Raw genomic sequence first — 22,815 nt, forward strand, 5'->3', positions numbered from 1 at the left:
AGGGTTTCGAGGCGCATTCCTGTTAACGGGGGATGCGTCTTTTTTTGTGTTGACCGGTTTCAGCCGTCAGCCTGTACAAACAAAATTCGGGCCTGTGGACAGGTTGGAAAAACGCAAGTCGCAGAGTCGCTTAATCATAAAATCTTAACCCTCGTGAGAGGGTGTTTTTTGAGTCGTCCCCGCAAAATGTGGCAAGAGGGACTGGTACTCGGATTCTCTGCCTATACACTGATTTTAAATGATGATTCGAAACAGCGGTCACAAGCTCCAGACAGGGCTGATGCTCTAGTGTGGCTGTTGTAGGGAGCATCGAGACTATCAGTTTCCGGTCATTGTGTGTGCGTCTGTTGGTGCGTAGTCCTTGCACGAATGCCGCTTCCATTCCGGTTTAGAAGGTGCCGCATGAGCCTAATTGAGATCCAGACGGAACGTCACTCGAACCCGGTCGACATGATCGAGTTCGTCGCCGCCTCGAACGACTGGACGTTCGAGCGTTCCGGCGAAGACGAAATCGCCATGACCGTAGAGGGTCACTGGACGGATTACCACGTTTCCTTTTCCTGGATGGAGGAGTTCGAAGCGCTTCATCTGGCCTGTGCCTTCGATCTGAAGGTGCCTGAAATTCGCGTGAACGAGATCATCCGGCTGTTGTCGCAGGTCAACGGTCAGGTGCTGATGGGTCACTTCGATCTCTGGCGGCAGGAAGACGTGGTCATTTTCCGCCAGTCCCTGCTTCTGGCAGGCGGCGCGGAGCCGACGAACCAGCAGGTTGAAGTTCTGCTTTCCAACGCCCTGGAGACCTGCGAAACCTATTATCAGGCGTTCCAGTTCGTCGTGTGGTCTGGGCTCGATGCAAAATCTGCCATGGAGGCCGTGCTGTTCGAGACTGTTGGTGAATGCTGATGCCTGTTTCTGCCCAAAATCCGATCGTGCTGGTTGGCGCCGGCAACATGGGTGGCGCCATGCTGTTTGGCTGGCTGAAGAACGGCGTTTCACCGGAGAATGTTCTGGTGATCGATCCGGCGCCCTCCGAGGCGACGAAGGGCAGACTGGCTGAGGCCGGCGTGCGCCATGCAACGCAAGCGCCTGCGGGTATTGTCGCATCCATTCTGTTCATAGCGGTTAAGCCGCAGGTCATGGATGCGGTGCTGCCGCCGCTGCAAGGTCTGGTCGGGTCTGGAACCGTGGTGGTGTCCGTTGCGGCGGGCAAGACGCTTAGATCGATCGAAAATGCTCTTGGAGAGGCTGGCATGGTTCGCGCCATGCCCAACACGCCTGCGATGGTCGGTCGTGGCGTGACAGGTGCTTTCGCCAATGCCAGGGTTTCCGCCGAGCAGAAGCAATCCGTGCATGACCTTCTGAAGGTCAGCGGTCCTGTCGAGTGGGTCGCGACTGAAGCAGATATCGATTCCGTCACGGCGGTCTCGGGCAGCGGTCCGGCTTACGTGTTCTACCTCGTGGAATGCATGGCGGAAGCTGGCCGCAAGCTGGGTCTTCCCGCAGATCTTGCCATGCGTCTTGCTCGCGAAACCGTGGCGGGCGCAGGGGAACTGCTGCATCAATCGACGGAGGAGGCTGCGCAGCTTCGCAAGAATGTGACGTCTCCCGGCGGAACAACGGCTGCGGCACTTTCCGTGCTGATGGCGGACGATGCCATGCAGCCGCTGTTCGACAGGGCAATTGAAGCGGCACGCACGCGTGCGCAGGAACTGGGAAGCTGAGCCTTGGCCGAGATCACCTTTGACGACTTCGAAAAAATCGACATCCGTGTCGGCACCATTGTCGAGGTCGAGGATTTTCCGGAAGCGCGCAAGCCCGCCTACAAGCTTCGGATCGACTTTGGCCCGGAGATCGGCGTGAAGCGCTCATCCGCGCAAATCACCGTACATTATACGCCGGAGACCCTTCTGGGGCGGCAGGTTCTGGGCGTCGTCAACTTCCCTCCGCGTCAGATCGGGCCGGTGCGTTCCGAAGTGCTGACGCTGGGTTTTGCCGATGAGAATGGCGCAATTGTTCTGGCCAGCGTCGAGCGTGGTGTTCCGAACGGCAAGAAGATGGTGTGATCTTGTCCAGTCTTCAGGCTGGCACTCGCACCACAGCGCGCAGGCCGCCGAGAGGGCTATCGTACAAGGTGACGTTACCGCCATGGCCACGGGCAATGTCTCTGGCAATGGCAAGCCCGAGGCCCGTGCCGGAAGCGTTCAGATTGCGTGCCTCATCCAATCTGTAGAACGGTTTGAACACATCCTCACGTGAGGCTTCCGGAATGCCGGGGCCGTCATCGTCAAATATGAGAGTTAGCCATTTGGCGCTGTGCCGGGCTTCGATCGTCAGGCGGTTCGCATAGCGCTGGCTGTTGGAAGCGAGATTGCCGACAAGACGCATGAAAGCATTGGGACGCACAGACAGCAGATCCTCGCCATCGATGGTATAGTCCATCTGCTTGCCGTGCAGATCGAAGTCGACCTTGATCTTTTCCAACAATTCGCTGAGGCGAAGTTCACCAAAATCCTCTTCCGCTTCGCCGCGCGCGAAGGCGAGATAGCCCTCCAGCATGCTCTGCATGTCCTCGACATCCGCTTCCATGCCTTGCAGGTCCGGATTGTTTCCCGCCAGTGCTAATTGCAGCTTGAAGCGGGTGAGGATCGTTCGAAGGTCGTGGCTGATGCCCGTCAGCATGGCGGTGCGCTGCTCGATCTGCCGCTCGATGCGCTCGCGCATCTGGTTGAAGGCGATGCCTGCGCGGCGAATTTCATCGGCTCCGCGAGGCACAAAGCCATCATTGCGCTGGCCCTTGCCAAAGCTTTCGGCGGCATCCGCCAGCATGAGGATAGGGCGGATCTGACCGCGCAGGAACAGGATTGAAATACCGATGAGGAGAAGTGATGTACCGAACATCCAGACCAGGAAGATATGCGTGTTGGAAGCGTAGGTCTGGTTGCGAATTGTAAAGACGCGCAGCACCTTGTCATCCAGCTGGATGCGAATTTCCACCAGACGGCTGTCGCCGACCGTATCGATCCAGTAGGGCAGGCGGATCTGCTGATTGATCTGGTCCGCGAGAATATCATCCAGGATCGAAAAGAACGGCTTCGGGCGCGGCGGCGGCAGCTGGGTATCGGGCAGAACCGATATGTTCAGCGATAGCTGGTCACGGGCGATACGGGTTATCTCCGTATAATCGCCATTGGCGGGCGGATAGGTCTTGATGATCTCGATGATCGCCGCGATGTCACGCGTTACGGCCTGCGACAGCCGCTCGGTCACGTTTCGCCAGTGCCGTTCCATGAAGACGGCTGATACGACGGTCTGTAAGAGAAGCATCGGAATGATGACGATCAGCACGGATCGGGTGTAGAGGCCGGTCGGCATGCGGCGCTTCAGCCACCGCGTTGCTTTCGTCCAGCCAGGAGGCTTGAGCCGGTCCATCACAGGCTCCACCCGCTGCTTCAGGCTGCCGGTCGCGTTGGAGAGGGTGGCGGAGAGCCGCTTCAGCTGATCGAGAGAGCGGTTGAGTGGTGGACGAAGATCAGTCAATGCTCAGGCGGTAGCCTATGCCGCGAACGGTCTGAAGGTAGACCGGGTTGGCCGGATCATCCTCGATCTTCCGGCGCAGTCGGTTGATCTGCACGTCTATCGTTCGCTCTCCTACTTCGGCATCGTCGCCGATCAGTTCATGGCGCGGAATTGTATCTCCCGCGCGCAGCGCAAACAGAAGCATAATTTCCTGTTCGCGATCCGTCAGACGAATTGTCTCGGCGGCGCGGCGAAGTTCCTTGCGGGCAATCGAGAAGGTGAAGGGGCCGAACATGATCTGATCGATCTTCGGAACCTCCGGATTGGAATTGCGCCGCAGGATATTGTTGATGCGCAGGACGAGTTCGCGTGGATCAAACGGCTTCGGCAGATAGTCGTCGGCTCCCGCCTCCAGTCCTGCGATGCGCGATTCCGCTTCGGCCCGCGCGGTCAGCAGAATGATGGGGATTGCCCGCTTTTCGCGCATGGACTGGGTGAGCGAGATGCCTGTCTCGCCCGGCATCATGACATCGAGAATGATGAGGTCGAATTCTATTCCTTCGAGCCGGCGTCTGGCTTCGGCAGCATCGCCTGCCACCGTGACGCGAAAGCCCTGTTCCATCAGGTAGCGATGGAGGAGATCGCGAATACGCCGGTCATCATCGACCACCAACAGGTGGGCGGCGTCATCGGATGGTGACACTGCTGGATTCGCCATATTCACTCGACCTCGGTTTCAACCGGCTCTACGCCGTCTTCGCGACCGCGCATCGCCTTCAGAAACGCCAGCACACCACCGCGTTGCTCCGGCGTCAACTCTTCCAGTGCGCGCGCTATGCGGCGGGATTGCGGTTCCGAAAGCGCCAGCGCCAGTTCGCGCCCCGCCAATGTGGGATAAAGCCGCCGCTGGCGCCGATCCTTGGCGCCTGCCATCTGGCGGATATAGCCGTTATCGATCAACTGCTTGAGAACACGGGCGAGGCTCTGCTTGGTGATCTGCAAGGTATCAAGAAGATCGGTCACCATCATGCCCGGCTGGCGGCAGACGAAGTAGACCACGCGGTGGTGAGCTCGCCCCATGCCGATCTTGGAAAGAATAGCATCGGGATCGGACACGAAATCCCGATAGGCGAAGAAGAACAGCTCTATCGTTTCGAAATCGATCTGCGCCTCATCGACGGCAGGCATTGGCGGGTGAACCTTTGCAGCGGCTTTCCCTGTCGAACCCGATGGCACTGTAGTGTTTCCTCTTCGGCAAACCGTTCGCGGCGTCGCCGTGTCACGGTTGTTCTTATCGCTTCGTTGCGCCTGATAAAGCGCGAAGTGCCTCCGGAATCAACAGTGTTGTGCGCTCCTCGCCGGAATGTCAGCGTCTCGCTAGCGCAAAAAACAATGTGCACGCCAGCTCCGCTCAAGTCACGTGTTGAATTCATGCAACATCATATTCTGCGTTGCATGATCGGTGGAACCTTTCTTTGTGCTGCGCCGTTTTTTGGCCGGAATAAGGAGAAAGACCATGGCCTTGATCACAAGCGATATGGCGGAACAATTGGAAGACCGCAGCATGACCGAAACAACACATCACCCGCTTCGCCCTGTATTCGTGGCCGTACTCGCGTTGAAGATCGCCGTTGCTTCTCTTCTGATTGGCGCGGCTGCCTTTGCCCCCTCCGTCTCCGCCGAAGGCAGCTACTTCGTTTCGGAGTGATTTTTTCGCTGCAGGCCAGGACGAAGGGCGCTATAGGGAACCTTTCGTCAGCATCCTTCAGTGAGGCATCATGGGTCAGCTCCAGGCAGGCATTATTCCCGTCACACCCTTCCAGCAGAATTGTACGATCATCTTCGACACGGAAACGAAGGAAGGGGTCGTCGTCGATCCGGGTGGCAATGCGGACCGCATTGCTGAAACTGCTCGCCGGGAAGGCATCACCATCAAGGAAATCTGGATCACGCATGGCCATATCGACCATGCGGGCGGTGCTGACGAGTTGAGAGAAATGACCGGGGCTCCGGTTGTTGGTCCGCACAAGGACGACCAGTATCTCCTGGACGGGCTTGCTGCTCGAGGTCAGGAATTCGGTTACAAGGCGCCAGCCCGCAATCTGGTTTCCGACCGCTACCTTGAGGACGGTGATATTGTGACGCTCGGCACGCACACCTTCAATGTGCTGCACTGCCCGGGACATGCGCCAGGCCATGTCATTTTCGTCAACAAGGATATGCGCTTCATTGTCATGGGAGATGTACTGTTCAACGGTTCGATTGGGCGTACCGATCTCCCGGGCGGCAACCATGATCAGCTGCTGGCATCGATCCGCGACAAGGTTCTGCCTCTGGGCGATGATTTCGGCTTCATCTGTGGCCACGGACCGGGTAGCCGAATTGGCGACGAACGCCGCAGCAATCCATTCCTTCAGGGGATTTGACTCCATCCTCCGATGCCTTCAATGACGCCGAATTCTACCAACCGGGCATAAAAAAACCCGGCATTCCTGCCGGGCTTCAACTAGAGAGATCCGTAGCGGATATCAGCCAGAAATCTGCAGGTTAACTGCCTTCGGGCCCTTGCCGCGACGATCCGGTTCCGTGTCGAAGCTTACTTTTTGGTTTTCGGTAAGTCCGGACAGGCCAGAAGCCTGTACAGCTGAGATGTGGACGAAGATATCGGCGCCGCCGTTATCTGGCTTGATAAAACCAAAGCCCTTGTCCGTATTAAAGAATTTTACAGTGCCAGTCTCGGCCATGCATCAGGTCCTTTTTCCTCTGTCCGTGTTCAGCGGCGGACAGCATCATGATATTGCCCACGAGGGGCTTGGCGGCAGGCATTTCGAAAATGGAGGAAAGGGGCCTGTGTTACCGCAGGAAATCCGATCAAATATCATTTCTGATACTCTTCTTATCTCCTACCCGGAAGTTTTGGCGCTTCCGGAGCGCTTATTATAGCTCTTCCCATGCTCGTAAATTGCCCGAACATGCACAGAGTGCTGTGTAATTTGCTACTTGGCAAGAAAAACTTTTGTGCAACTAATTAGCAACACATGAACTATTGCGCTTCATGCTGAAAAATCAGCGAAATTACCGCAACCAAAAGATGAGATCCTGTGTCAAAACTGGCTTGAGTAGTTGGTTTTGTCTCAAAAAGGTGCAACGCGATTCGGCTTAAGTGAAGTCTGCGCCGATGCTTTTGCCGTTCCGTCGCCGTTTTAGCAGTTCTGGCACAACTTCCACGATCAGCATGGCCGCAAAAATGAGGGCACAGCCGACATAACCGATAGCAGGCAGTTTTTCCCCGAGGAAAAGGGCGCCGAAAAAGGAGCCGAACAAGGCTTCAGAGGATAGGAAAATGGCCGCCTGGGGTGCAGTCGTATAGCGCTGCCCGATGACCTGGAGCACGAAGGCGAGGCCTGAGGATATCAGTCCGACATACAGGATTTCGATCAAGGCGCCTTCGATGGCGGCAAGCGAAATCGGCTCGAGTGCGATTGCCATTGACAGCGCCAGAACGGAGCAGGTTGCAAATTGCATTGCTGACAGCCCAAGCGGACGCGGTGAGCGTGCGATGAAGTGGCCGGCAAGAACAATCTGCATGGCCCAGAAGGCAGCGCAGACGATGCTCCATAGATCGCCAACGGTCATATGCGCCAGTGTCCCGCCGCTGAGAAGGAATATTCCGGCGAGTGCCATCAGCGCGACCGGCCAGATGATCCAGTGAGGGGCTTTGCGAAACAGAATGATCGAGATGACCGGTACGAAGACGACATAAAGTCCGGTCAGGAAGCTGGAGTTTGTGACCGTTGTCGTCTGCAATCCGATCTGCTGGGTTATCGCGCCGCCAAACAGCGCGAAGCCGACCAGTGCGAAGGCGCCGAAGTCGCGGCCTTGCGCAGGTTTGCCAAGCTTGCGGTGCTCAAGAAGCGCAAAGGGAAGGCAGGCGAGGGCGGCGATGGCGAAGCGCAGACCCACGAACCAAAACGGGCCTATCGCATCCATGGCCGTCGCCTGGGCCACGAAACCGCCGCCCCAAATGGCTGCAGCGAGTAGAAGAACGAGATTTGCCTGTATGCGGGTCATTGTGGGCCTGATACCTGGAGGTCAGGCGCCGGAATATTCACCAATCAGATAGACCAGGAATATGGATGCCGCTTTGTCGGTCTGCGGCGCGCCCTGTGTTATATCGGGCTTTAGCAGGAGTGCGGATAAGGTTCAAGCGAGAGAGAGCGGGCTATCGTGACTTGCTGGTCTGCTCGTCGAGCCGATCCAGAGATGTATTGGAGACGGGCATCCGGAAGATCCGGAGCCACAGTCCCGCCGCAGCGATAGAGAAAACCATAATCATGGCCGAAAAAATCGTACGCGTATCGACGTCAACGGTGTCGCCGAGAAGCAGTTGTGGGGTAAAGATCTCGCTTATGCTGCGCATGTCCGCGGCGCGGGCATTGCCGATCATGGCCAGCATCATCACAACGCAAGCCAGAAGCGCCGTTGCGGCAACCCAAAGCGTCGAGAAGCTTTGCCGGATACGAATGCGTACTGTCGCTTCCTCATCATCCAGAAACATTTTCTCTTCCCTTCACTGCGCTTGACCTAAAGCGTCTCGCGATCTTTCAGATTCGCTCCTGACGCTTTAGCTCTTTGTGTTATCGCATGTCGTTATCGCAAAACCGCTACACACTTTTGCGCGACATGCTTTCGTTTGAGAAAAAGCCGTGTGAAAGAGACGCCACGAAGACTGGATTGAGGCAGACGCAGGCATTTATTGTGGCGAAATCAAGACATTGGTTAACGCGGTTGAACTGACGGGCGAAGATCTGCCTTCGGCGCGGCCCGTTTAGGCGTGTCGTACCGTTCTTTTCAGTATTCGATCAGATTTTAAAAATTACCGTTTCCGCTTGAAACGGGCACGAACATTATTCATAGAAACATCCGGCAAAACTGAGCTGGTTTGCCGTTTCAACAGTCTTAGGATCTATCCATCATGGCCTTTCTTGCCGATGCACTTTCCCGCGTGAAGCCGTCCGCCACCATCGCCGTTTCCCAGAAGGCGCGCGAGCTGAAAGCAAAAGGCCGCGATGTCATCGGTCTCGGGGCAGGCGAGCCGGATTTCGACACACCGGATAATATCAAGAAAGCCGCCATCGACGCCATTAATCGCGGCGAAACCAAATATACGCCGGTCTCTGGTATTCCGCAGCTGCGCGAGGCGATTGCTGCCAAGTTCAAGCGCGAGAATGGTCTCGATTACACCGCTGCCCAAACGATAGTCGGAACGGGTGGAAAGCAGATTCTTTTCAACGCCTTCATGGCAACGTTGAACGCAGGCGATGAAGTCATCATCCCGGCTCCCTACTGGGTTTCCTACCCGGAAATGGTGTCGATCTGCGGCGGTACTCCGGTCTTCGTGAAGACGAAGCAGGAAGATAATTTCAAGCTGAAGGCGGAAGACCTGGAAAAGGCGATCACGCTGAAGACCAAGTGGTTCGTCTTCAATTCGCCATCCAACCCATCGGGCGCTGCCTACAGTCACGACGAGCTCAAGGCCTTGACCGACGTTCTGGTCAAGCATCCGCATGTCTGGATCCTGACGGACGACATGTACGAACATTTGACCTTTGGCGATTTCAAGTTCGTGACGCCGGTGGAAGTGGAGCCGAAACTCTATGACCGCACGCTCACCATGAACGGTGTTTCCAAGGCCTACGCGATGACCGGCTGGCGTATCGGTTACGCAGCTGGTCCGCTGGAGCTGATCAAGGCCATGGATATGATCCAGGGCCAGCAGACCTCCGGTGCGGCGTCCATCGCCCAGTGGGCGGCTGTCGAGGCGCTGAACGGTCCGCAGGATTTCGTCGCTCAGAATAAGAAGATCTTCGAAGCGCGCCGCGATCTCGTCGTATCGATGTTGAACCAGGCCCAGGGCATTTCCTGCCCGACGCCGGAGGGCGCCTTCTACGTCTATCCGTCCTGCGCGGGCCTTATCGGCAAGACCGCGCCTTCGGGCAAGGTTCTGGAAACGGATGAAGATTTCGTAACCGAACTTCTGGAAACAGAAGGCGTAGCAGTTGTCCACGGCTCTGCCTTCGGTCTTGGCCCAAACTTCCGTATCTCCTACGCAACGTCTGAGGATCTGCTGGAAGAAGCCTGCCGCCGCATCCAGCGCTTCTGCAATAACTGCAAGTAAGCCTTGTTGTCTCAAGACAGAAAGGGCTCGCCTTGTCGGCGGGCCCTTTCTTGTCTGGGTCAAGCCTTCGTCAGCTTGATGATGGTTGATGCACCACCACCGCGCCGTTCGGTAACGGCGTAGACGGCGCCATCGGGGCCAACCTTGACGTCACGAATGCGCGCGTCCAGCGGGACGCGCTCCTCGGATTTCACCTTGTCACCGTCCATGTGAAGGACGACGACGCCTTGGCTCACAAGTCCGCCGACGAGGAAGGCGCCTTTCCATTCAGGAATGGCATTGCCATTGTAGAAAGCCATGCCGGAGGGCGCGATGACCGGATCCCAATAATAGACCGGCTGCTCGGTCTTCGCCATTTGCGTCACCCCTTTACCGACCGGGCTCCCGCTGTATTCCACGCCGTAGGTCACTTCCGGCCATCCGTAGTTCTTGCCTGCTTCCGGCAGGTTCAATTCATCTCCGCCACGAGGGCCGTGCTCGACAGTCCAGAGGCGGCCCTTGTCATCGACAGTGGCGGACTGAAGATTACGGTGACCAAGCGACCAGATTTCCGGCAGCGCGTCCTTTTGGTTCACGAACGGATTGCCATCAAATGGTTTGCCATCCATCGTGATACGGAAGATCTTGCCGAGACCGCTGGACAGTTCCTGCGCCTGAACGCGAGGTTCCGGGTCCGAGCGCTCACCGACCGTCACATAGAGTTCGTTTTTGGCCCCGAAGGCGAGGCGAGAGCCAAAATGCTTGTTGCCGTCATAGCTTGGCGTCTGGCGGAAAATGACGTTGACGTTTTCCAGTTTCGCGCCGCCATTCGCGTCGGGTACGAGTTTGGCGGAGGCGACGGATGTGCCATTGCCATCTTCCCGCTCTTCGGAGAACGAGAAGAAGATCATGCCGGATGAGGCGAAATCTGGCGCAAGCGCGACATCCAGCAAGCCGCCCTGGCCGCTTGCCAGAACTTTCGGGACGCCATCAATGGCCGGACCGGGCTTCCCGTCCTTCGAGATGATGTGCATCTTGCCCTGCTTTGCGGTTACCAGCATCCGGCCGTCGGGCAGAAACTCCATGGCCCAGAGATGTGGCAGACCCTGCGCCACCACTTCCTTTTTGACCGTCACCATCTGTGCGGGCTGCGGTGCGCGCGTCTGACCGGCGAAGGCCGGCTTCTGGTCCGGCGCATTGGCCGGTTTGGTCTCGGCAGGTTTCGTCGTTGCGGTCTGCGCCTGCGCGGACATCGGCGCGAGTGCCGCCATGCCGAGGAAGGTGGCTGCGGCCAGGACGTTGAAGCGGTTCATCATGTTCTCCCAAATCATTCAATGGACTGCCGCTTCCGCGACGTTTGATCTGATCTAGGGTCGGGTCTCGCCTTTTGCTCTACACGAAGCGTTCAAGTTTGTTTTATCGGAAACATTTCTTCATGTTCTGATTCAGGTCGCTCCGGATCGGATTCCGGACTTGCCCGTAACATCTTCAAATCACTCTCAAAGTCCCAGAACCGTCAGCATGACGAAGGTGGCGAAAAGGACGAAATGCGTCATGCCTTCGATGGCGTTTGTTTCGCCGTCATTGAGGTTGATCGCTGCGGCAATCAGCGTGATGGTGACCATGACCGTTTGCACGGGCGTCATTGCCATGACGAAGGGCTGACCACTGTAGAGGGCAATGCCCTCCATGACCGGCACCGTCAGGATCACCGTTGAGAGTGACGCACCCATGGCGATGTTGACGGTGGCCTGCATGCGGTTTCTGAGCGCTGCGCGCAAGGCGGTGAGAATCTCGGGTGCTGCCGATATCGAAGCCACGATGACCGCCATCAAGGCAGGCGGCGCGCCACTGCCTTTCAGGCCCAGATCCAGGAACGCGGACATGAATTCGGCAAGGACGCCGATGATAACGACCCCTGCAAGGATGACGCCGATGGCGGAGGCGGAAGATTGAGAGGGCTCTTCCGGCTCAGAGTGTGATGCGTTGCCTGTCGCTGGTTTCGGCTTCGTTTGTCGTGGATAGCTGTAGCTGAAGAAATAGCTGTGCGGACCCACCTGCATACGCAGAAAGAGGGCATAGAGCGCAATCATGGCGCAGATGGTGAAGGCGGAATAATAGTGCCAGCGATCTGCCGGGATGAATTCGGGCACGATCATCGAAATGCCCATGGCGGTCAGGATCATCACGCCATAGGTCTTGCCGGAATTGTCATTATAGGGTTGTTCGCCATGGCGCAGCCCACCAAGCAGTGCGGCGAGGCCCAGAATTCCGTTGATGTCCAGCATCACTGCTGCGTAGATCGTATCTCGCACCAGGGTCGGCGATGCGGAATTGTTCATCAGGATTGCCAGGATGATGACCTCGACGGCGACCGCCGAGAGCGTCAGGATCATTGTGCCATAGGGGTCGCCCACCTTGTGCGCCAAAATTTCTGCCGAATGCGCCACGCGGGTGGAGGCAAGCACGATGACGCCGATCAGCGCGACTGCGGCGATCATGGCCGCCAGTTTGCCCATCTCCTGAATTGAATGCTCCACGAAAAAGCCTGACACTACGACCAGCGCTGCCAGAACAAGAAACTTTTCGCGGCTGAGAAGAGATGGCATGCTGACAATGCTCCGGCGTGATGGGAGCATTATCTATGGCAGTGCGCAGAACCATCAAGCGAGCAGACTAGCGTTTATTCAGCCTGCTCAAATGGCATAAATTTTCTGCCTATCGCATTCTTCCGGAACCGGAAGTGCCACTTTTCGATTTCCGGCATGTGCAACCCAAAACGAACTCGATCAGGAGAAAATCATGACCAAAGTCGTCTATCAGGTGGTGCAGCATGACGGTGGCTGGGCCTATCGCCAGGGTGACGTCTATTCCGAGACCTTTGCCACGCATTCCGATGCCTTGCAGGCTGCCAAGATTGTTGCGGCCGAGCAGCAGGTCGGCGGGGATTCGGAGGAGATCAGCTGGCAGGATGCCAAGGGCATCTGGCACGTGGAGCATAGCGATGGCGGAGACAGGCCGGAGGCGGAAGTTGAAGATTCTGTCGAAGCTCGCCCAACGCATTGATGCTTTGAGGGACGGTGAGGCCCGCCGGAGCGGGCCTCCCTAAAGCGTCTTATTCAGCTGCTTCCAGCGTTGGGTAATCGGTGTAGCCCTCGGCGCCGCCGCCATACAGCGTCTGCGGGTTCACATCGTTCCAGGCAGCGCCGTCCTTGATGCGGCGAACGAGGTCCGGATTGGCGATGAACGGCTTGCCGAAGGAGACGAGATCCGCATGGCCGGTCTCGATCGCCTTGGCGGCAGTCTCGGCGTCATAGCCGTTGTTGACCATCCAGGCACCTTTGCCGCCAGCTTCTACATACGCTGCCTTGAAGGCGGCGTAGTCGAAGGATGTGCCTGCGTATTGGTGGTCACGCGGGCCGCCCGTTGCGCCTTCAATCACATGGACGAATGACAGATCGCGCTTGGCCAGTTCCTTGACAACGGCATTGAACACAGCTTGCGGATCGCTATCACTGACATCGTTTGCCGGTGTCGTTGGCGACAAGCGAATGCCCGTCTTGCCCGCGCCAATCTCTGATGCCACGGCATCGACCACTTCAAGGGCCAGCCGGATACGGTTCTCGATGGAGCCGCCATAGGCATCGGTACGCTGGTTGGCGCCATCCTTTATGAACTGATCAAGCAGGTAGCCATTGGCTGCGTGAATTTCGACGCCGTCGAAACCGGTATCGACCGCATTGCGTGCTGCCTTGCGGAAATCATCCACGATACCCGGCAGTTCGGAGAGTTCCAGCGCACGGGGTTGCGAGGTTTCCGCAAAACCGCCGCTGCCGTCCTCGTTCAGAATGTAGGTCTTCGACTTCGCAGTGATTGCAGAGGGTGCGACAGGTGCCGCACCGTTTGGCTGCAGCGAGACGTGGGAAATGCGGCCGACATGCCAAAGCTGCACAACGATCTTGCCACCACGCGAGTGGACGGCATCAGTAACCTTCTTCCAGCCAGCCAGGGCTTCCGGCTTGTAGAGCCCCGGGACATCGGCGTAACCCTGACCCTGATGCGTAATGGCAGTTCCTTCCGATACGATCAGGCCAGCGGTCGCGCGTTGTTCGTAATAGACAACATTCAGGTCGTTCGGGACCGCCTTCGGGGAGCGATTGCGGGTCAGGGGCGCCATGACGATGCGATTGCGAAGCTCGATATCGCCAAACTTCACGCTGTCGAACAGTGTAGGCATGATAATCCTCATAGATTGAAAAGGTGAGGTTGCCTCAGAGCGAGGTCTTCAGGTGATCGATGAAGGACCGAATTCTGTCCTCATCACGATGATAAAAGGTCCACTGGCCCACCTTGTTCGTTTTCACGAGGCCGGCTTTCTCGAGCATGGCCAGATGGGCGGATACGGTGGATTGGGACAGGCCGCAGCGCATTTCAAACTGTTTGGCGCAGATGCCCATATCCAAGGGATGAGCCTGGGAGGAGAAATGTGCCTCCGGTTCGCGCATCCATTCCAGAAACTCGACACGGGCAGGGTGGGAGAGCGCTTTCAGAATTTCTGTCTTGTCCATTCTCAGCCCTCCTGTTTTCTGACCGGATAAATCGTTTCTGACCGATATGTAGATCGTTATTTTACGATTTAAAGGAGGTTGGCAAAAAAAAGGGCCTCGAATTTCTTCGGGCCCGTGAGGATGAAGGTTTACCAAACCTCCAGAGGGGAACAGCTGAGGGCGACAGGATTGCCGCCGGGACAGCTAAACTAGATATGGAAGCTGTCACCAGCTTCAACAAGGGGCTGGGATCGTCCGGGGCAAGAATTTTGTTCAACAAGGGCAATGGAAGCTTAAAAAAAGAGGGCCGCCGGATCGCTCCAGGGCCCTTGTAAGTGTGAAGGTATATAAACCTCCAGAGGGGAACAGCTGCTGCGGCGGAACTGGGAGGAAAAGCCGCCATGTGCATCAGCTGAGGGCGATATGGTGCTTTCATGAGCAGAGAACAATGCTTTTTTGTGCAGGGCAGCCATGCTTGAACTGCAATGCTGTATCAGCTTTTCCAGATCGTTCGCTCGGCGAGCATTTTTACCCTGCTCGTATCAGAAGCTCCAGTTGCGGGCCTTGGCAACAATGAAGTCACGAAAGACCTTCAGCTTGGCAGCGTTCTTCATCTCGTCCGGGTAGCAGAAATAGGTATCGAATGACGGGATATCCGCGTTGATGGCAAGCTGGATGAGGCCCGGGTCGCGACCGACGATGTAATCTGGCAGCACCGCGATGCCGATGCCGAGCAGGCACGCGCGCTTGATCGATGTCTGGCTGTTGATCTGCAGATGCGGCAGTCGAGGATTGTCAGACGAGCGCCCGGCATATTCGAGCCAGTTCACGTCCAGCAGGTAGTTGGGCGCCGGTTCACCAAATGTGATGATGCGGTGCGTATCCAGATCCTCGATAGTCTGGGGCTCTCCAAAACGATTGATGTAGGAGGGTGCCGCATAGACATGCATGTGCACGGTAAAGAGCTTGCGCTGAATGAGGTCCGATTGCTGCGGCTGACGCAGACGGATGGCGCAATCGGCGTGGCGCATGTTCACATCCAGCTCCTCGTTATCGAGGATGAGCTGTATAGACATTTCTGGGTAAAGCTGCAGGAACTCCTGCACCTTGTCGGTCAGCCAGCCCTGGCCAAGGCCGACGGTTGTGGTGACACGTAATTTGCCACTTGGCTTTTCCGTTGTCTCGGTCAGCTGAACCTTGACGGATTCCAGCTTGAGCAAGACATCGTGTGCCGTTCTGTAGAGGAGTTCGCCCTGTTCCGTCAGGATCAGGCCGCGCGCATGGCGGTGGAAGAGCTTGACGCCCACATCCTGTTCCAGCGCGCTGACCTGACGGCTGATGGCCGACTGGGATAGGTGCAACTTATCCGCCGCATGCGTGAAAGAACCGGCCTCCGCTGCCGCGTGGAAGATGCGCAATTTATCCCAATCGAGTGGCACGCCCATATTTACTCCGCAGCCTGAGCCATAGGTTGGATGCCGGCAAGGAACCGCTCTGCTTCAAGAGCTGCCATGCAGCCCATGCCGGCGGCGGTAATGGCTTGGCGGAATGTGTCGTCTGTCACGTCGCCCGCGGCGAAGACGCCGGGAATGCTGGTCGCTGTCGAGTCCGGCGCCGTCCAGAGATAGCCGTTAGATTTCAGCTTCAACTGATCCTTGAACAGTTCCGTTGCCGGAGCGTGGCCGATGGCGACGAAAACACCATGGATCGGCATCTCGGTTATCGCTCCGGTTCTGGTGTCGCGGATCCGGGCACCGGTGACCGATGGCGGCATCGGCGGCTTGGCGGGCTCGCCAATGATTTCCGCAATCTCCGAATTCCAGAGAACATTGACATTGGGGCGCTGGAACAGGCGCTCCTGTAATATCTTTTCTGAGCGGAAGCTATCCCGGCGGTGAACGACGGTGACAGACTTCGCGATGTTGGACAGGTACAGTGCCTCTTCGACGGCGGAATTTCCGCCTCCGACCACGATGACATCCCGGTTGCGATAGAAGAAGCCGTCGCAGGTTGCGCAGGCCGAGACGCCAAAGCCCTGGAAATGCTGTTCGCTCTCGATGCCCAGCCACTTCGCCTTGGCACCGGTTGCGATCACCAGCGTGTCGGCCGTCCAGGTCTGGCCGGAATCGGTGCTGATAACGAACGGTTGCTGCGACAGCTCAACCTTCGTCACCAGATCGTTCACGATTTCCGTGCCGACATGGTGCGCCTGCTTAAGCATCTGTTCCATCAGCCACGGACCCTGGATGGGGTCAGCAAAGCCTGGATAATTTTCCACATCGGTGGTGATCATCAACTGGCCACCCTGTTCCATGCCGGCGATGAGAACGGGCTTCAGCATGGCGCGGGCGGCGTAGATGGCTGCAGTGTATCCTGCGGGGCCGGAGCCGATGATCAGGACCTGCGTATGACGGGCAGACATGATTTCTATCCTTCAGGGATTGCAGGGGAACGAGCGCTGTTCGCGCAGAAGCAATCCATCGATTATGTTAACTCGCTCCCATTTATGATTGAACCATGTTCCAGTTCAAGGGCAGCTTTGCATCAGAGGCAGGCCAGCCTTGCGTTCTGCACAATATTAGGTGCGTCTTTCAGTGCACATTGGCGTGAATTTCTTGCGTTCAGGGCAGCAATGGCTAATACCACTGGAAAACATATCAGAGGAATTCCGCGTGCTGCGAGTCGAACTCGACACCACTGACATCAAGATCTTGCGTGAATTGCAGCGTGATGGCCGCATGACCAATGTGGAATTGGCAGAGCGCGTTGGCATTTCCGCGCCTCCTTGCCTGCGACGCGTTCGCAAGCTGGAGGAGATGGGGATCATTGAAGGTTATGCCGCCATCCTGAACGGGCCGAAGCTCGGATACGATCTGGTGGCCTTTTGCCTCATCGGCCTGAAGCATCAATCGGAAGCCAATCTGAAGGCCTTTGCTGCTCTGGCCGAAAGCTGGCCGATCGTGCGCGAAGCATGGATGGTGTCCGGCGACAGCGATTTTCTGCTGCGTTGCACAGCTGAAAATCTGACGAAGTTTCAGGATTTCGTCATCGAGGTTCTAGCCGCCAACGAGCATGTGGACACGGTTCGCACGATGCTGACGATCCGGCAGGTCAAGAAACTGGGGCTGGTCGAGATCTGATCTCAGGGCCGATCAAACGGAACCCGCAGATTACGTACCCGGCTCGACGGATTGAACCGATTGCCGCGCCACGCAAACGTCGCCTGGGATGCGAGACGTCGAACTTCGCGGTCGAGTTTCTGAAGAAGCGTTCGCTTCTGCTTCTTTTTCTCCACTGCCCAGGCCCGCTCGATTTCTCCGCCAAGGCCCACCTGATGGCTCGGCAGGAACTGATCCTGGATGCAGAGGGCAGGAAGCGTCTGATAGATCACAAGTTCGTCAAACAGAGGCGAGACCGGATCGAAGACCAGATGATCAACCGCATGCGCGCTTTGTCCGATGGCTTTCAGCAGTCGGAGTGCGGCTTTTGGCGTGATGATGTAACCCGCCAGACCAAGATGGCCTGATCTCAATCGCGCCAGCTGTAGCCCGGAACCCGCGTTGATGTCCTGCCGATCAACCGAGACAGGGCGCAGGGTGGTTTCGAACTTGACGATATCCGCATCCGCTGGCAGCCAATCCGTATGCGCCAGCCAGTGACGCGCGCTGGCAGCGATATGGACATCATCTTCCAGCACGACACACGGCTTGTCTTGCTCAACCGTATTTTGCCAGGCCTGTCTCTGGCTTAGCAGAATGCCCACTTCGCCGGGTGTCAGGATCAGGCTTCCGTCGTCTCTTGCCGCCGACCACGTGCGCAAGGCTTCGGGTTCCAGCGCCTTGCCGTCCACGGCGGGAATTCGGGCCCAGGCGAGACCAAGGCCGTCCAGCAGCGTCCGCATGCGCTGCATGCGGTCTGTGGCGCGATCCAGATTGATGACGAAGACCTGCATCACGGTCAACCGCGCGCCAAGAGGCGAGCATAGACTTCGCCGATTGCCCGCGCTTCTCCTTCTATGGAGAAATTCTGGCGTGCATGGGCAAGAGAATTGCTGCTCGCCTGCGCCAGCCGTTCATCGTCTTCGAGGTAAGGACCAAGAGCCGTCACGAAATTTTCGACGGAGCCGCGGCCAACGATATGGCCGGTCTGGCCCTCCACGACAAGTTCCGGAAATGCGCCGACATCGGATGCAATCACAGGCACAGCGCTTGCCATCGCTTCCAGCGGGGTCAGGCCGAAACCCTCCCAGCGTTGCGGTGCAACGAACAGGTCTAGAGCGCGATACCAGTCGGGAATATTCGTATGTTCACCGACGAACAGGATACGGTCTGAAAGCCCGGCAGCCTTGACCTTTTGCTTCAGTTCTTCCTCGAAAGCCATGTGCTTGGCAGTGGCGCGACCGGCAATCACGCCTTTCCAATCCGGGTGAGACGGCAGAAGGCGGAGCAAGGCATCTACAAAAAGATCGGTCCCCTTCTGATGTCGGACGCGACCGAAGCAGCCGATGTAGCGAAAACCGGGATCAAGGCCGACAGCAGACTTTGCGGCAGCCTTGTCCGCAGCCGGAGAAAACCGCTCGAGATCAATGCCGTGAAGGATCACCGTGCTCTCGCGCTCAAGGTATGAGGCTGTTTTCTGGCAGACGGCGATGACGCCATCCATGCGCGAGATCAACCACTTCGTCCAGCCGCTATGATGCCGTTGCGAGGCCGAAGTGAACAGAAGTCTGAGCGGCATTCGAAACACATCCCGCAGGATGATGCCGGGCAGCATTTCGATGTTCCGACGAGCGTGCCACACGCGGCAGGTCTGGCCTGAAGGCGGCTTCCAAAGCTGAGGTGCTTGCCATGCCTTCATGGAAGGCAAAGAAGAAGGAAGTCCCGGCCCGAAGGTGATGACCTTCTGGCCGAGTGCATTCTGGACCGGGACAAGCTGGATGACGGTCGAGGTGACGCCCGACAATCTTCGCTTGAAGTGCGGGGCAATGATCTCAACCTGAGAAAGAGGTGAGGGCACGAGTGCTTTGCGCCTTCTATCAACCCCAGGAGACGGAGAGGATCTCGTAAGCCTTCGAGCCACCCGGCGCGTTGACCTCGATCGAATCGCCGACCTCTTTGCCGATCAGGGCGCGGGCGATGGGCGAAGAAATGGAGATGCGACCTTCCTTGACGTCAGCTTCCTGATCGCCAACGATCTGGTAGGTCTTCTCTTCGTCAGAGTCTTCATCAACGAGTTTGACCTTGGCACCGAACTTGATCTTTGAACCCGACATCTTGGTCAGGTCAATGACTTCCGCGCGCGCCGTCAGGTCTTCGAGTTCCGTAATGCGGCCCTCGTTAAGGCTTTGGGCTTCCTTGGCGGCATGATATTCAGCGTTTTCCGAAAGATCGCCGTGGGCGCGTGCCTCCGCAATGGCTTCGATAATGCGGGGACGTTCCTCCTGCTGGCGCCAGCGCAGCTCTTCCTGCAGCTTGGTGAAGCCAGACGGCGTCATCGGTACCTTTTCAACCATTTCTCATTTTCCTCAGTCTTATGCCCACAACTGGCAGACACAAAAAGAAACAGGTTCCGGAGCGGTGCTTCGGAACCATGTGAAAACTCTTCTAGCGTCATCATAGCAGAATCGCGAAGCGGAAAGCCAGCAAATTCGAGACAGGGTTTTTTCTGCTGCCGAACAGGGGATGGTCGGCTCGCCCGATAATCCGATCGAAAGCGAAAGCGCCTATTTTGTAACCAACTCCGAAAAGGATCGTTGACTCCATCGACAAGAACTTTTAGTGAACATCCGTGATGAAAAAGTCGCTGAAAGAACGTTTGGCTATCCTTTCCGATGCAGCGAAGTATGATGCGTCCTGCGCGTCTAGCGGTACTACGCGGCGCGATTCAATCTCGTCTGGAGGATTGGGGTCGACAGAAGGGTCTGGCATTTGCCACGCCTATGCGCCCGATGGCCGCTGTATTTCGCTTCTGAAAATACTGCTGACGAACTTCTGCATTTATGATTGCGCCTACTGCATCAATCGGTCGTCCTCAAATGTAGAGCGTGCGCGCTTTACGCCGGAAGAGGTGGTTTGGCTGACCATGGAGTTCTATCGCCGGAATTACATCGAGGGCTTGTTTCTTTCCTCCGGCATTATCCGCTCGTCTGACCACACGATGGAGGAAATGGTCAAAATCGCGCGGGATTTGCGCACGGTTCACAATTTTCGCGGCTATATTCACCTGAAGACGATCCCGGAAGCGTCTGCGGCATTGATCGAGGAGGCTGGGCTTTATGCCGACCGTTTGTCGATCAATATCGAATTGCCCACGGACAAAGGCATCAGCCAGTTCGCACCGGAAAAGAAGCCCGAGGGTATCCGTCGCGCCATGGGTGATCTTCGGTTGAAGATCGAGGATGCATCCGAGCCGACATTAAAGACCAAGCGTCGGAAGAAGTTCGTACCGGCCGGGCAGAGTACGCAGATGATTGTTGGCGCTGATGGAGCCAATGACGCGACCATTCTCGGGACGAGCGCACGGCTGTACGGAAGTTACGGTCTGAAGCGGGTTTATTATTCGGCGTTTAGTCCGATACCGGATGCATCCTCCAAGTTGCCGCTCATCAAGCCGCCGCTCGTGCGAGAGCATCGTCTTTACCAAGCGGACTGGCTTTATCGTTTCTACGGCTTTGATATCGGCGAAATCACATCTGCAACCGCAGACGGAAACCTCGATCTGGAACTGGATCCCAAGCTGGCATGGGCGCTTGCGCATCGGGATTGCTTCCCCGTAGATATCAACAAGGCCCCGAAGGAGATGCTTCTCCGGGTGCCGGGCTTCGGTACCAAGACGGTCAGATCCATCCTGTCGTCGCGGCGTTTCCGTCGGCTCAGGATCGAAGATCTCGGTCGTCTCGGTGTGTCCTTGCGCAAGGTGCAGCCCTTCATTGTGGCTGATGGCTGGACGCCGCACCGGATGATCGATCGCAGTGATTTGCGACAGATGTTCTCGCCGCAGCCTGAGCAATTGACGCTATTCTGATGCTGAAGATCTGTCTCAATGGATGTGGCGACTTTACGGAATGGCGCTACGCGGCGCGTGTTCTTCTAATGTGTGATGTGACCCCGGCCGATGTGGTGTGGGAAAGCGGCTCATCGGTCGAGAGCGGTCTGGGTTTCGGCGAGAGCGAATTGCCGGTTCCGTCGCCAACAGCGGCTGCACCCAGTGTACCGCCGGCGTTTCTCGATCTGGCGCAGACGGTCATCTGTCATTCGAATCCGGACCGCTTTGCCCTGCTGTATCGGTTGCTCTGGCGCATTCGATCAGAGCGTCATCTGATCGGTATCGTTTCAGACCCGGATGTCATTGCTGCGCGCAAGCTGGAGAAATCTGTCCGCCGCGACAGCCACAAGATGAAAGCCTTCGTGCGCTTCAAGGAGGTTCCCTCTCGCGATCCGATGGAGCGGCGGCGGGCGTTTTTTGCCTGGTTCGAGCCGGATCATTACATCGTGGCGCGGATGGCACCGTTCTTCAAACGCCGCTTCTTCGATATGGACTGGGTCATTGCAACACCGAAGGGCTCTGCCGCCTGGGACGGCGAGGAGCTGACCGTCTCCGACGAACCCGCCGAGAAGCCGGAAATCCGCGACGACGCCGATGATCTCTGGCGTATCTACTATGCCAATATCTTCAATCCCGCGCGGCTGAAGGTGAAGGCAATGACGGCGGAGATGCCGAAGAAATACTGGAAGAACCTGCCGGAGGCGGACCTTATTCCCGACCTCATTGCCAATGCCGAAGCCAAGGTGCGGGAGATGGCCGAACGTGCTGCCTCCCAGCCGCCTGCGTTTCACCAGCGGCTTCAGGACCGCATGGCTGCCGGCGAACTGAATGAGCCATCATTTCCAGAGGGGACACTGGAAGCTCTGCGTCAGGATGCCCGTCACTGTACCCGTTGCGAACTGCATTGTCGGGCAACCCAGACTGTGTTTGGCGAAGGCTCGCAATCGGCCAGGGTCATGTTCGTCGGTGAACAGCCGGGGGATCAGGAGGATCTGGCTGGCCGTCCCTTCGTTGGTCCGGCTGGCAAGGTTTTCGACACGGTGGTCAATGAGGTCGGGTTGGATAGGCGTGAGTTTTACGTCACCAACGCGGTGAAGCATTTCAAATACGAACCGCAGGGAAAGCGCCGTATTCACCAGAAGCCGAACCAGGGTGAGATACAGGCTTGCCGGTGGTGGTTGACCAAAGAGGTGGAACTGATCAAGCCGTCTCTGGTGGTGGCTATGGGTGCGACGGCCTATTACGCTTTGACCGATCACAAGGAAAAGCTTCAGGATGTGCGCGGCATGTCCATCGCGATGAGTAGCGGTTGCACGTTGTTTGTGACTGTTCATCCATCCTATTTGCTACGCATTCCCGACGAAGCTAGGAAGTCAGCGGAATTCGAGAAGTTCCGGTTGGATATGGCGGCTGTCCGGCGGCTGGCGCAAGAATCTCCAGCGATACGGTGAAATGATTGATGGTATGGGCCACGTGGAAACGTCTGTGCTCCTTAGAGCGTTTCAGGGCTCAATGGAATCGTTCTGCCGTGATCGGTTTCAGTCAGGATCA

25 protein-coding genes are annotated in these 22,815 nt (G+C 57.1%); 10 read left to right on the top strand and 15 right to left on the bottom strand.

The annotated features are described in order from the left end of the window. The first annotated feature begins 402 nt into the window (after window positions 1–402). From MUU53_RS12370 to MUU53_RS12380, 3 genes are read left to right on the top strand one after another with little or no spacing between them, the layout of a single operon-like run. Window positions 403–903 (top strand): type III secretion system chaperone family protein, encoded by a 501-nt coding sequence (locus MUU53_RS12370; protein ID WP_247261153.1) that lies wholly within the window; start codon window positions 403–405, stop codon window positions 901–903. Further along, window positions 903–1,721: a pyrroline-5-carboxylate reductase gene (gene proC, locus MUU53_RS12375; protein WP_247261154.1), complete on the top strand. Its 819-nt coding sequence runs from the start codon at window positions 903–905 to the stop codon at window positions 1,719–1,721. Before MUU53_RS12370 ends, proC begins: the two co-directional genes overlap by 1 nt. 3 nt (window positions 1,722–1,724) lie before the next feature. Beyond that, complete coding sequence (locus MUU53_RS12380) at window positions 1,725–2,063, top strand: tRNA-binding protein (protein WP_247261155.1); 339 nt, start codon at window positions 1,725–1,727, stop codon at window positions 2,061–2,063. A 13-nt stretch (window positions 2,064–2,076) separates the two neighbouring features. Here the strand turns inward: MUU53_RS12380 and MUU53_RS12385 are convergent, their stop codons facing one another. From MUU53_RS12385 to MUU53_RS12395, 3 genes are all read right to left on the bottom strand, one after another. Continuing rightward, window positions 2,077–3,429 carry an ATP-binding protein gene (locus tag MUU53_RS12385; protein ID WP_247261204.1) on the bottom strand — a complete coding sequence of 451 codons (1,353 nt, stop codon included), beginning with the start codon at window positions 3,427–3,429 and terminating at the stop codon, window positions 2,077–2,079. Window positions 3,430–3,529: 100 nt separating this feature from the next. Beyond that, entirely contained in the window at window positions 3,530–4,234 is a 705-nt protein-coding gene (locus MUU53_RS12390) for a response regulator (RefSeq protein ID WP_247261156.1), read from the bottom strand. Between the two features lie 2 nt (window positions 4,235–4,236). Next, window positions 4,237–4,704 (bottom strand): MarR family winged helix-turn-helix transcriptional regulator, encoded by a 468-nt coding sequence (locus MUU53_RS12395; protein WP_247261205.1) that lies wholly within the window; start codon window positions 4,702–4,704, stop codon window positions 4,237–4,239. 328 nt (window positions 4,705–5,032) lie between these two features. On the opposite strand from MUU53_RS12395, the gene MUU53_RS12400 reads away from it, so the two are divergent. Continuing rightward, the gene (locus MUU53_RS12400; protein ID WP_247261157.1) at window positions 5,033–5,224 is read left to right on the top strand and encodes a hypothetical protein; all 192 of its coding nucleotides are present in this window, start codon (window positions 5,033–5,035) and stop codon (window positions 5,222–5,224) included. 70 nt (window positions 5,225–5,294) lie between these two features. Beyond that, window positions 5,295–5,942: an MBL fold metallo-hydrolase gene (locus tag MUU53_RS12405; protein ID WP_247261158.1), complete on the top strand. Its 648-nt coding sequence runs from the start codon at window positions 5,295–5,297 to the stop codon at window positions 5,940–5,942. Window positions 5,943–6,044: 102 nt separating this feature from the next. On the opposite strand, the gene MUU53_RS12410 is transcribed toward MUU53_RS12405, so the two are convergent. From MUU53_RS12410 to MUU53_RS12420, 3 genes are all read right to left on the bottom strand, one after another. Further along, window positions 6,045–6,260: a cold-shock protein gene (locus MUU53_RS12410; protein WP_006725577.1), complete on the bottom strand. Its 216-nt coding sequence runs from the start codon at window positions 6,258–6,260 to the stop codon at window positions 6,045–6,047. A gap of 415 nt (window positions 6,261–6,675) precedes the next feature. Beyond that, entirely contained in the window at window positions 6,676–7,587 is a 912-nt protein-coding gene (locus tag MUU53_RS12415; protein ID WP_247261159.1) for a DMT family transporter, read from the bottom strand. A gap of 151 nt (window positions 7,588–7,738) precedes the next feature. Beyond that, the gene (locus MUU53_RS12420) at window positions 7,739–8,074 is read right to left on the bottom strand and encodes a hypothetical protein (protein ID WP_247261160.1); all 336 of its coding nucleotides are present in this window, start codon (window positions 8,072–8,074) and stop codon (window positions 7,739–7,741) included. Window positions 8,075–8,491: 417 nt separating this feature from the next. On the opposite strand from MUU53_RS12420, the gene MUU53_RS12425 reads away from it, so the two are divergent. Then, the gene (locus MUU53_RS12425; RefSeq protein WP_247261161.1) at window positions 8,492–9,694 is read left to right on the top strand and encodes a pyridoxal phosphate-dependent aminotransferase; all 1,203 of its coding nucleotides are present in this window, start codon (window positions 8,492–8,494) and stop codon (window positions 9,692–9,694) included. A gap of 59 nt (window positions 9,695–9,753) precedes the next feature. On the opposite strand, the gene MUU53_RS12430 is transcribed toward MUU53_RS12425, so the two are convergent. Together MUU53_RS12430 and MUU53_RS12435 are read right to left on the bottom strand one after the other, a co-directional pair. After that, complete coding sequence (locus tag MUU53_RS12430; protein WP_247261206.1) at window positions 9,754–10,944, bottom strand: PQQ-dependent sugar dehydrogenase; 1,191 nt, start codon at window positions 10,942–10,944, stop codon at window positions 9,754–9,756. Window positions 10,945–11,172: 228 nt separating this feature from the next. Continuing rightward, window positions 11,173–12,246 carry a calcium:cation antiporter gene (locus MUU53_RS12435; RefSeq protein ID WP_377307275.1) on the bottom strand — a complete coding sequence of 358 codons (1,074 nt, stop codon included), beginning with the start codon at window positions 12,244–12,246 and terminating at the stop codon, window positions 11,173–11,175. 229 nt (window positions 12,247–12,475) lie between these two features. Here MUU53_RS12435 and MUU53_RS12440 point away from each other — a divergent pair, with 229 nt between their 5' ends. Next, window positions 12,476–12,739: a DUF2188 domain-containing protein gene (locus MUU53_RS12440; RefSeq protein ID WP_062554020.1), complete on the top strand. Its 264-nt coding sequence runs from the start codon at window positions 12,476–12,478 to the stop codon at window positions 12,737–12,739. Between the two features lie 49 nt (window positions 12,740–12,788). Here MUU53_RS12440 and MUU53_RS12445 read toward each other — a convergent pair whose 3' ends face one another. The 4 genes from MUU53_RS12445 to trxB all read right to left on the bottom strand — a co-directional run bounded on the left by MUU53_RS12445 (window position 12,789) and on the right by trxB (window position 16,642). Then, window positions 12,789–13,910 carry an alkene reductase gene (locus MUU53_RS12445; RefSeq protein ID WP_247261163.1) on the bottom strand — a complete coding sequence of 374 codons (1,122 nt, stop codon included), beginning with the start codon at window positions 13,908–13,910 and terminating at the stop codon, window positions 12,789–12,791. A 34-nt stretch (window positions 13,911–13,944) separates the two neighbouring features. Continuing rightward, a complete protein-coding gene (locus MUU53_RS12450) occupies window positions 13,945–14,241 on the bottom strand; it encodes an ArsR/SmtB family transcription factor (RefSeq protein ID WP_062554022.1) in 297 nt (98 codons plus the stop codon). 521 nt (window positions 14,242–14,762) lie between these two features. Then, complete coding sequence (locus MUU53_RS12455; protein ID WP_343229111.1) at window positions 14,763–15,659, bottom strand: LysR family transcriptional regulator VtlR; 897 nt, start codon at window positions 15,657–15,659, stop codon at window positions 14,763–14,765. A gap of 8 nt (window positions 15,660–15,667) precedes the next feature. After that, on the bottom strand, window positions 15,668–16,642 hold the full coding sequence (gene trxB / locus MUU53_RS12460; protein ID WP_247261165.1) for a thioredoxin-disulfide reductase: 975 nt from the start codon (window positions 16,640–16,642) through the stop codon (window positions 15,668–15,670). A 250-nt stretch (window positions 16,643–16,892) separates the two neighbouring features. On the opposite strand from trxB, the gene MUU53_RS12465 reads away from it, so the two are divergent. Next, window positions 16,893–17,360: an Lrp/AsnC family transcriptional regulator gene (locus MUU53_RS12465; RefSeq protein ID WP_062554025.1), complete on the top strand. Its 468-nt coding sequence runs from the start codon at window positions 16,893–16,895 to the stop codon at window positions 17,358–17,360. 2 nt (window positions 17,361–17,362) lie between these two features. Here the strand turns inward: MUU53_RS12465 and MUU53_RS12470 are convergent, their stop codons facing one another. Genes MUU53_RS12470 through greA form a run of 3 tightly spaced genes read right to left on the bottom strand, consistent with a single transcriptional unit; the run spans window position 17,363 to window position 19,732 of the window. After that, window positions 17,363–18,172 (bottom strand): glycosyltransferase family 25 protein, encoded by an 810-nt coding sequence (locus tag MUU53_RS12470; RefSeq protein ID WP_247261166.1) that lies wholly within the window; start codon window positions 18,170–18,172, stop codon window positions 17,363–17,365. Between the two features lie 5 nt (window positions 18,173–18,177). Beyond that, window positions 18,178–19,236: a glycosyltransferase family 4 protein gene (locus MUU53_RS12475; protein WP_247261167.1), complete on the bottom strand. Its 1,059-nt coding sequence runs from the start codon at window positions 19,234–19,236 to the stop codon at window positions 18,178–18,180. 19 nt (window positions 19,237–19,255) lie between these two features. Further along, window positions 19,256–19,732: a transcription elongation factor GreA gene (gene greA / locus MUU53_RS12480; protein WP_247261168.1), complete on the bottom strand. Its 477-nt coding sequence runs from the start codon at window positions 19,730–19,732 to the stop codon at window positions 19,256–19,258. A gap of 278 nt (window positions 19,733–20,010) precedes the next feature. Here greA and MUU53_RS12485 point away from each other — a divergent pair, with 278 nt between their 5' ends. Together MUU53_RS12485 and MUU53_RS12490 are read left to right on the top strand one after the other, a co-directional pair. After that, on the top strand, window positions 20,011–21,243 hold the full coding sequence (locus MUU53_RS12485; protein WP_247261169.1) for a putative DNA modification/repair radical SAM protein: 1,233 nt from the start codon (window positions 20,011–20,013) through the stop codon (window positions 21,241–21,243). Next, a complete protein-coding gene (locus MUU53_RS12490; protein WP_247261170.1) occupies window positions 21,243–22,715 on the top strand; it encodes a UdgX family uracil-DNA binding protein in 1,473 nt (490 codons plus the stop codon). The genes MUU53_RS12485 and MUU53_RS12490 overlap by 1 nt, the downstream gene beginning before the upstream one ends. The last annotated feature ends 100 nt before the right edge of the window (window positions 22,716–22,815 follow it).

Source organism: Affinirhizobium lemnae (assembly GCF_022968395.1).
Taxonomy (GTDB): domain Bacteria; phylum Pseudomonadota; class Alphaproteobacteria; order Rhizobiales; family Rhizobiaceae; genus Neorhizobium; species Neorhizobium lemnae.

Coding starts and splice junctions, on each gene's coding strand:
- MUU53_RS12370 (WP_247261153.1), top strand. CDS start 403: ATGAGCCTAATTGAGATCCAGACGGAACGTCACTCGAACCCGGTCGAC.
- proC (WP_247261154.1), top strand. CDS start 903: ATGCCTGTTTCTGCCCAAAATCCGATCGTGCTGGTTGGCGCCGGCAAC.
- MUU53_RS12385 (WP_247261204.1), bottom strand. CDS start 3,429: ATGGACCGGCTCAAGCCTCCTGGCTGGACGAAAGCAACGCGGTGGCTG.
- MUU53_RS12390 (WP_247261156.1), bottom strand. CDS start 4,234: ATGGCGAATCCAGCAGTGTCACCATCCGATGACGCCGCCCACCTGTTG.
- MUU53_RS12395 (WP_247261205.1), bottom strand. CDS start 4,704: ATGCCTGCCGTCGATGAGGCGCAGATCGATTTCGAAACGATAGAGCTG.
- MUU53_RS12400 (WP_247261157.1), top strand. CDS start 5,033: ATGGCCTTGATCACAAGCGATATGGCGGAACAATTGGAAGACCGCAGC.
- MUU53_RS12405 (WP_247261158.1), top strand. CDS start 5,295: ATGGGTCAGCTCCAGGCAGGCATTATTCCCGTCACACCCTTCCAGCAG.
- MUU53_RS12410 (WP_006725577.1), bottom strand. CDS start 6,260: ATGGCCGAGACTGGCACTGTAAAATTCTTTAATACGGACAAGGGCTTT.
- MUU53_RS12415 (WP_247261159.1), bottom strand. CDS start 7,587: ATGACCCGCATACAGGCAAATCTCGTTCTTCTACTCGCTGCAGCCATT.
- MUU53_RS12420 (WP_247261160.1), bottom strand. CDS start 8,074: ATGTTTCTGGATGATGAGGAAGCGACAGTACGCATTCGTATCCGGCAA.
- MUU53_RS12425 (WP_247261161.1), top strand. CDS start 8,492: ATGGCCTTTCTTGCCGATGCACTTTCCCGCGTGAAGCCGTCCGCCACC.
- MUU53_RS12430 (WP_247261206.1), bottom strand. CDS start 10,944: ATGGCGGCACTCGCGCCGATGTCCGCGCAGGCGCAGACCGCAACGACG.
- MUU53_RS12440 (WP_062554020.1), top strand. CDS start 12,476: ATGACCAAAGTCGTCTATCAGGTGGTGCAGCATGACGGTGGCTGGGCC.
- MUU53_RS12445 (WP_247261163.1), bottom strand. CDS start 13,910: ATGCCTACACTGTTCGACAGCGTGAAGTTTGGCGATATCGAGCTTCGC.
- MUU53_RS12450 (WP_062554022.1), bottom strand. CDS start 14,241: ATGGACAAGACAGAAATTCTGAAAGCGCTCTCCCACCCTGCCCGTGTC.
- trxB (WP_247261165.1), bottom strand. CDS start 16,642: ATGTCTGCCCGTCATACGCAGGTCCTGATCATCGGCTCCGGCCCCGCA.
- MUU53_RS12470 (WP_247261166.1), bottom strand. CDS start 18,172: ATGCAGGTCTTCGTCATCAATCTGGATCGCGCCACAGACCGCATGCAG.
- greA (WP_247261168.1), bottom strand. CDS start 19,732: ATGGTTGAAAAGGTACCGATGACGCCGTCTGGCTTCACCAAGCTGCAG.
- MUU53_RS12485 (WP_247261169.1), top strand. CDS start 20,011: ATGAAAAAGTCGCTGAAAGAACGTTTGGCTATCCTTTCCGATGCAGCG.
- MUU53_RS12490 (WP_247261170.1), top strand. CDS start 21,243: ATGCTGAAGATCTGTCTCAATGGATGTGGCGACTTTACGGAATGGCGC.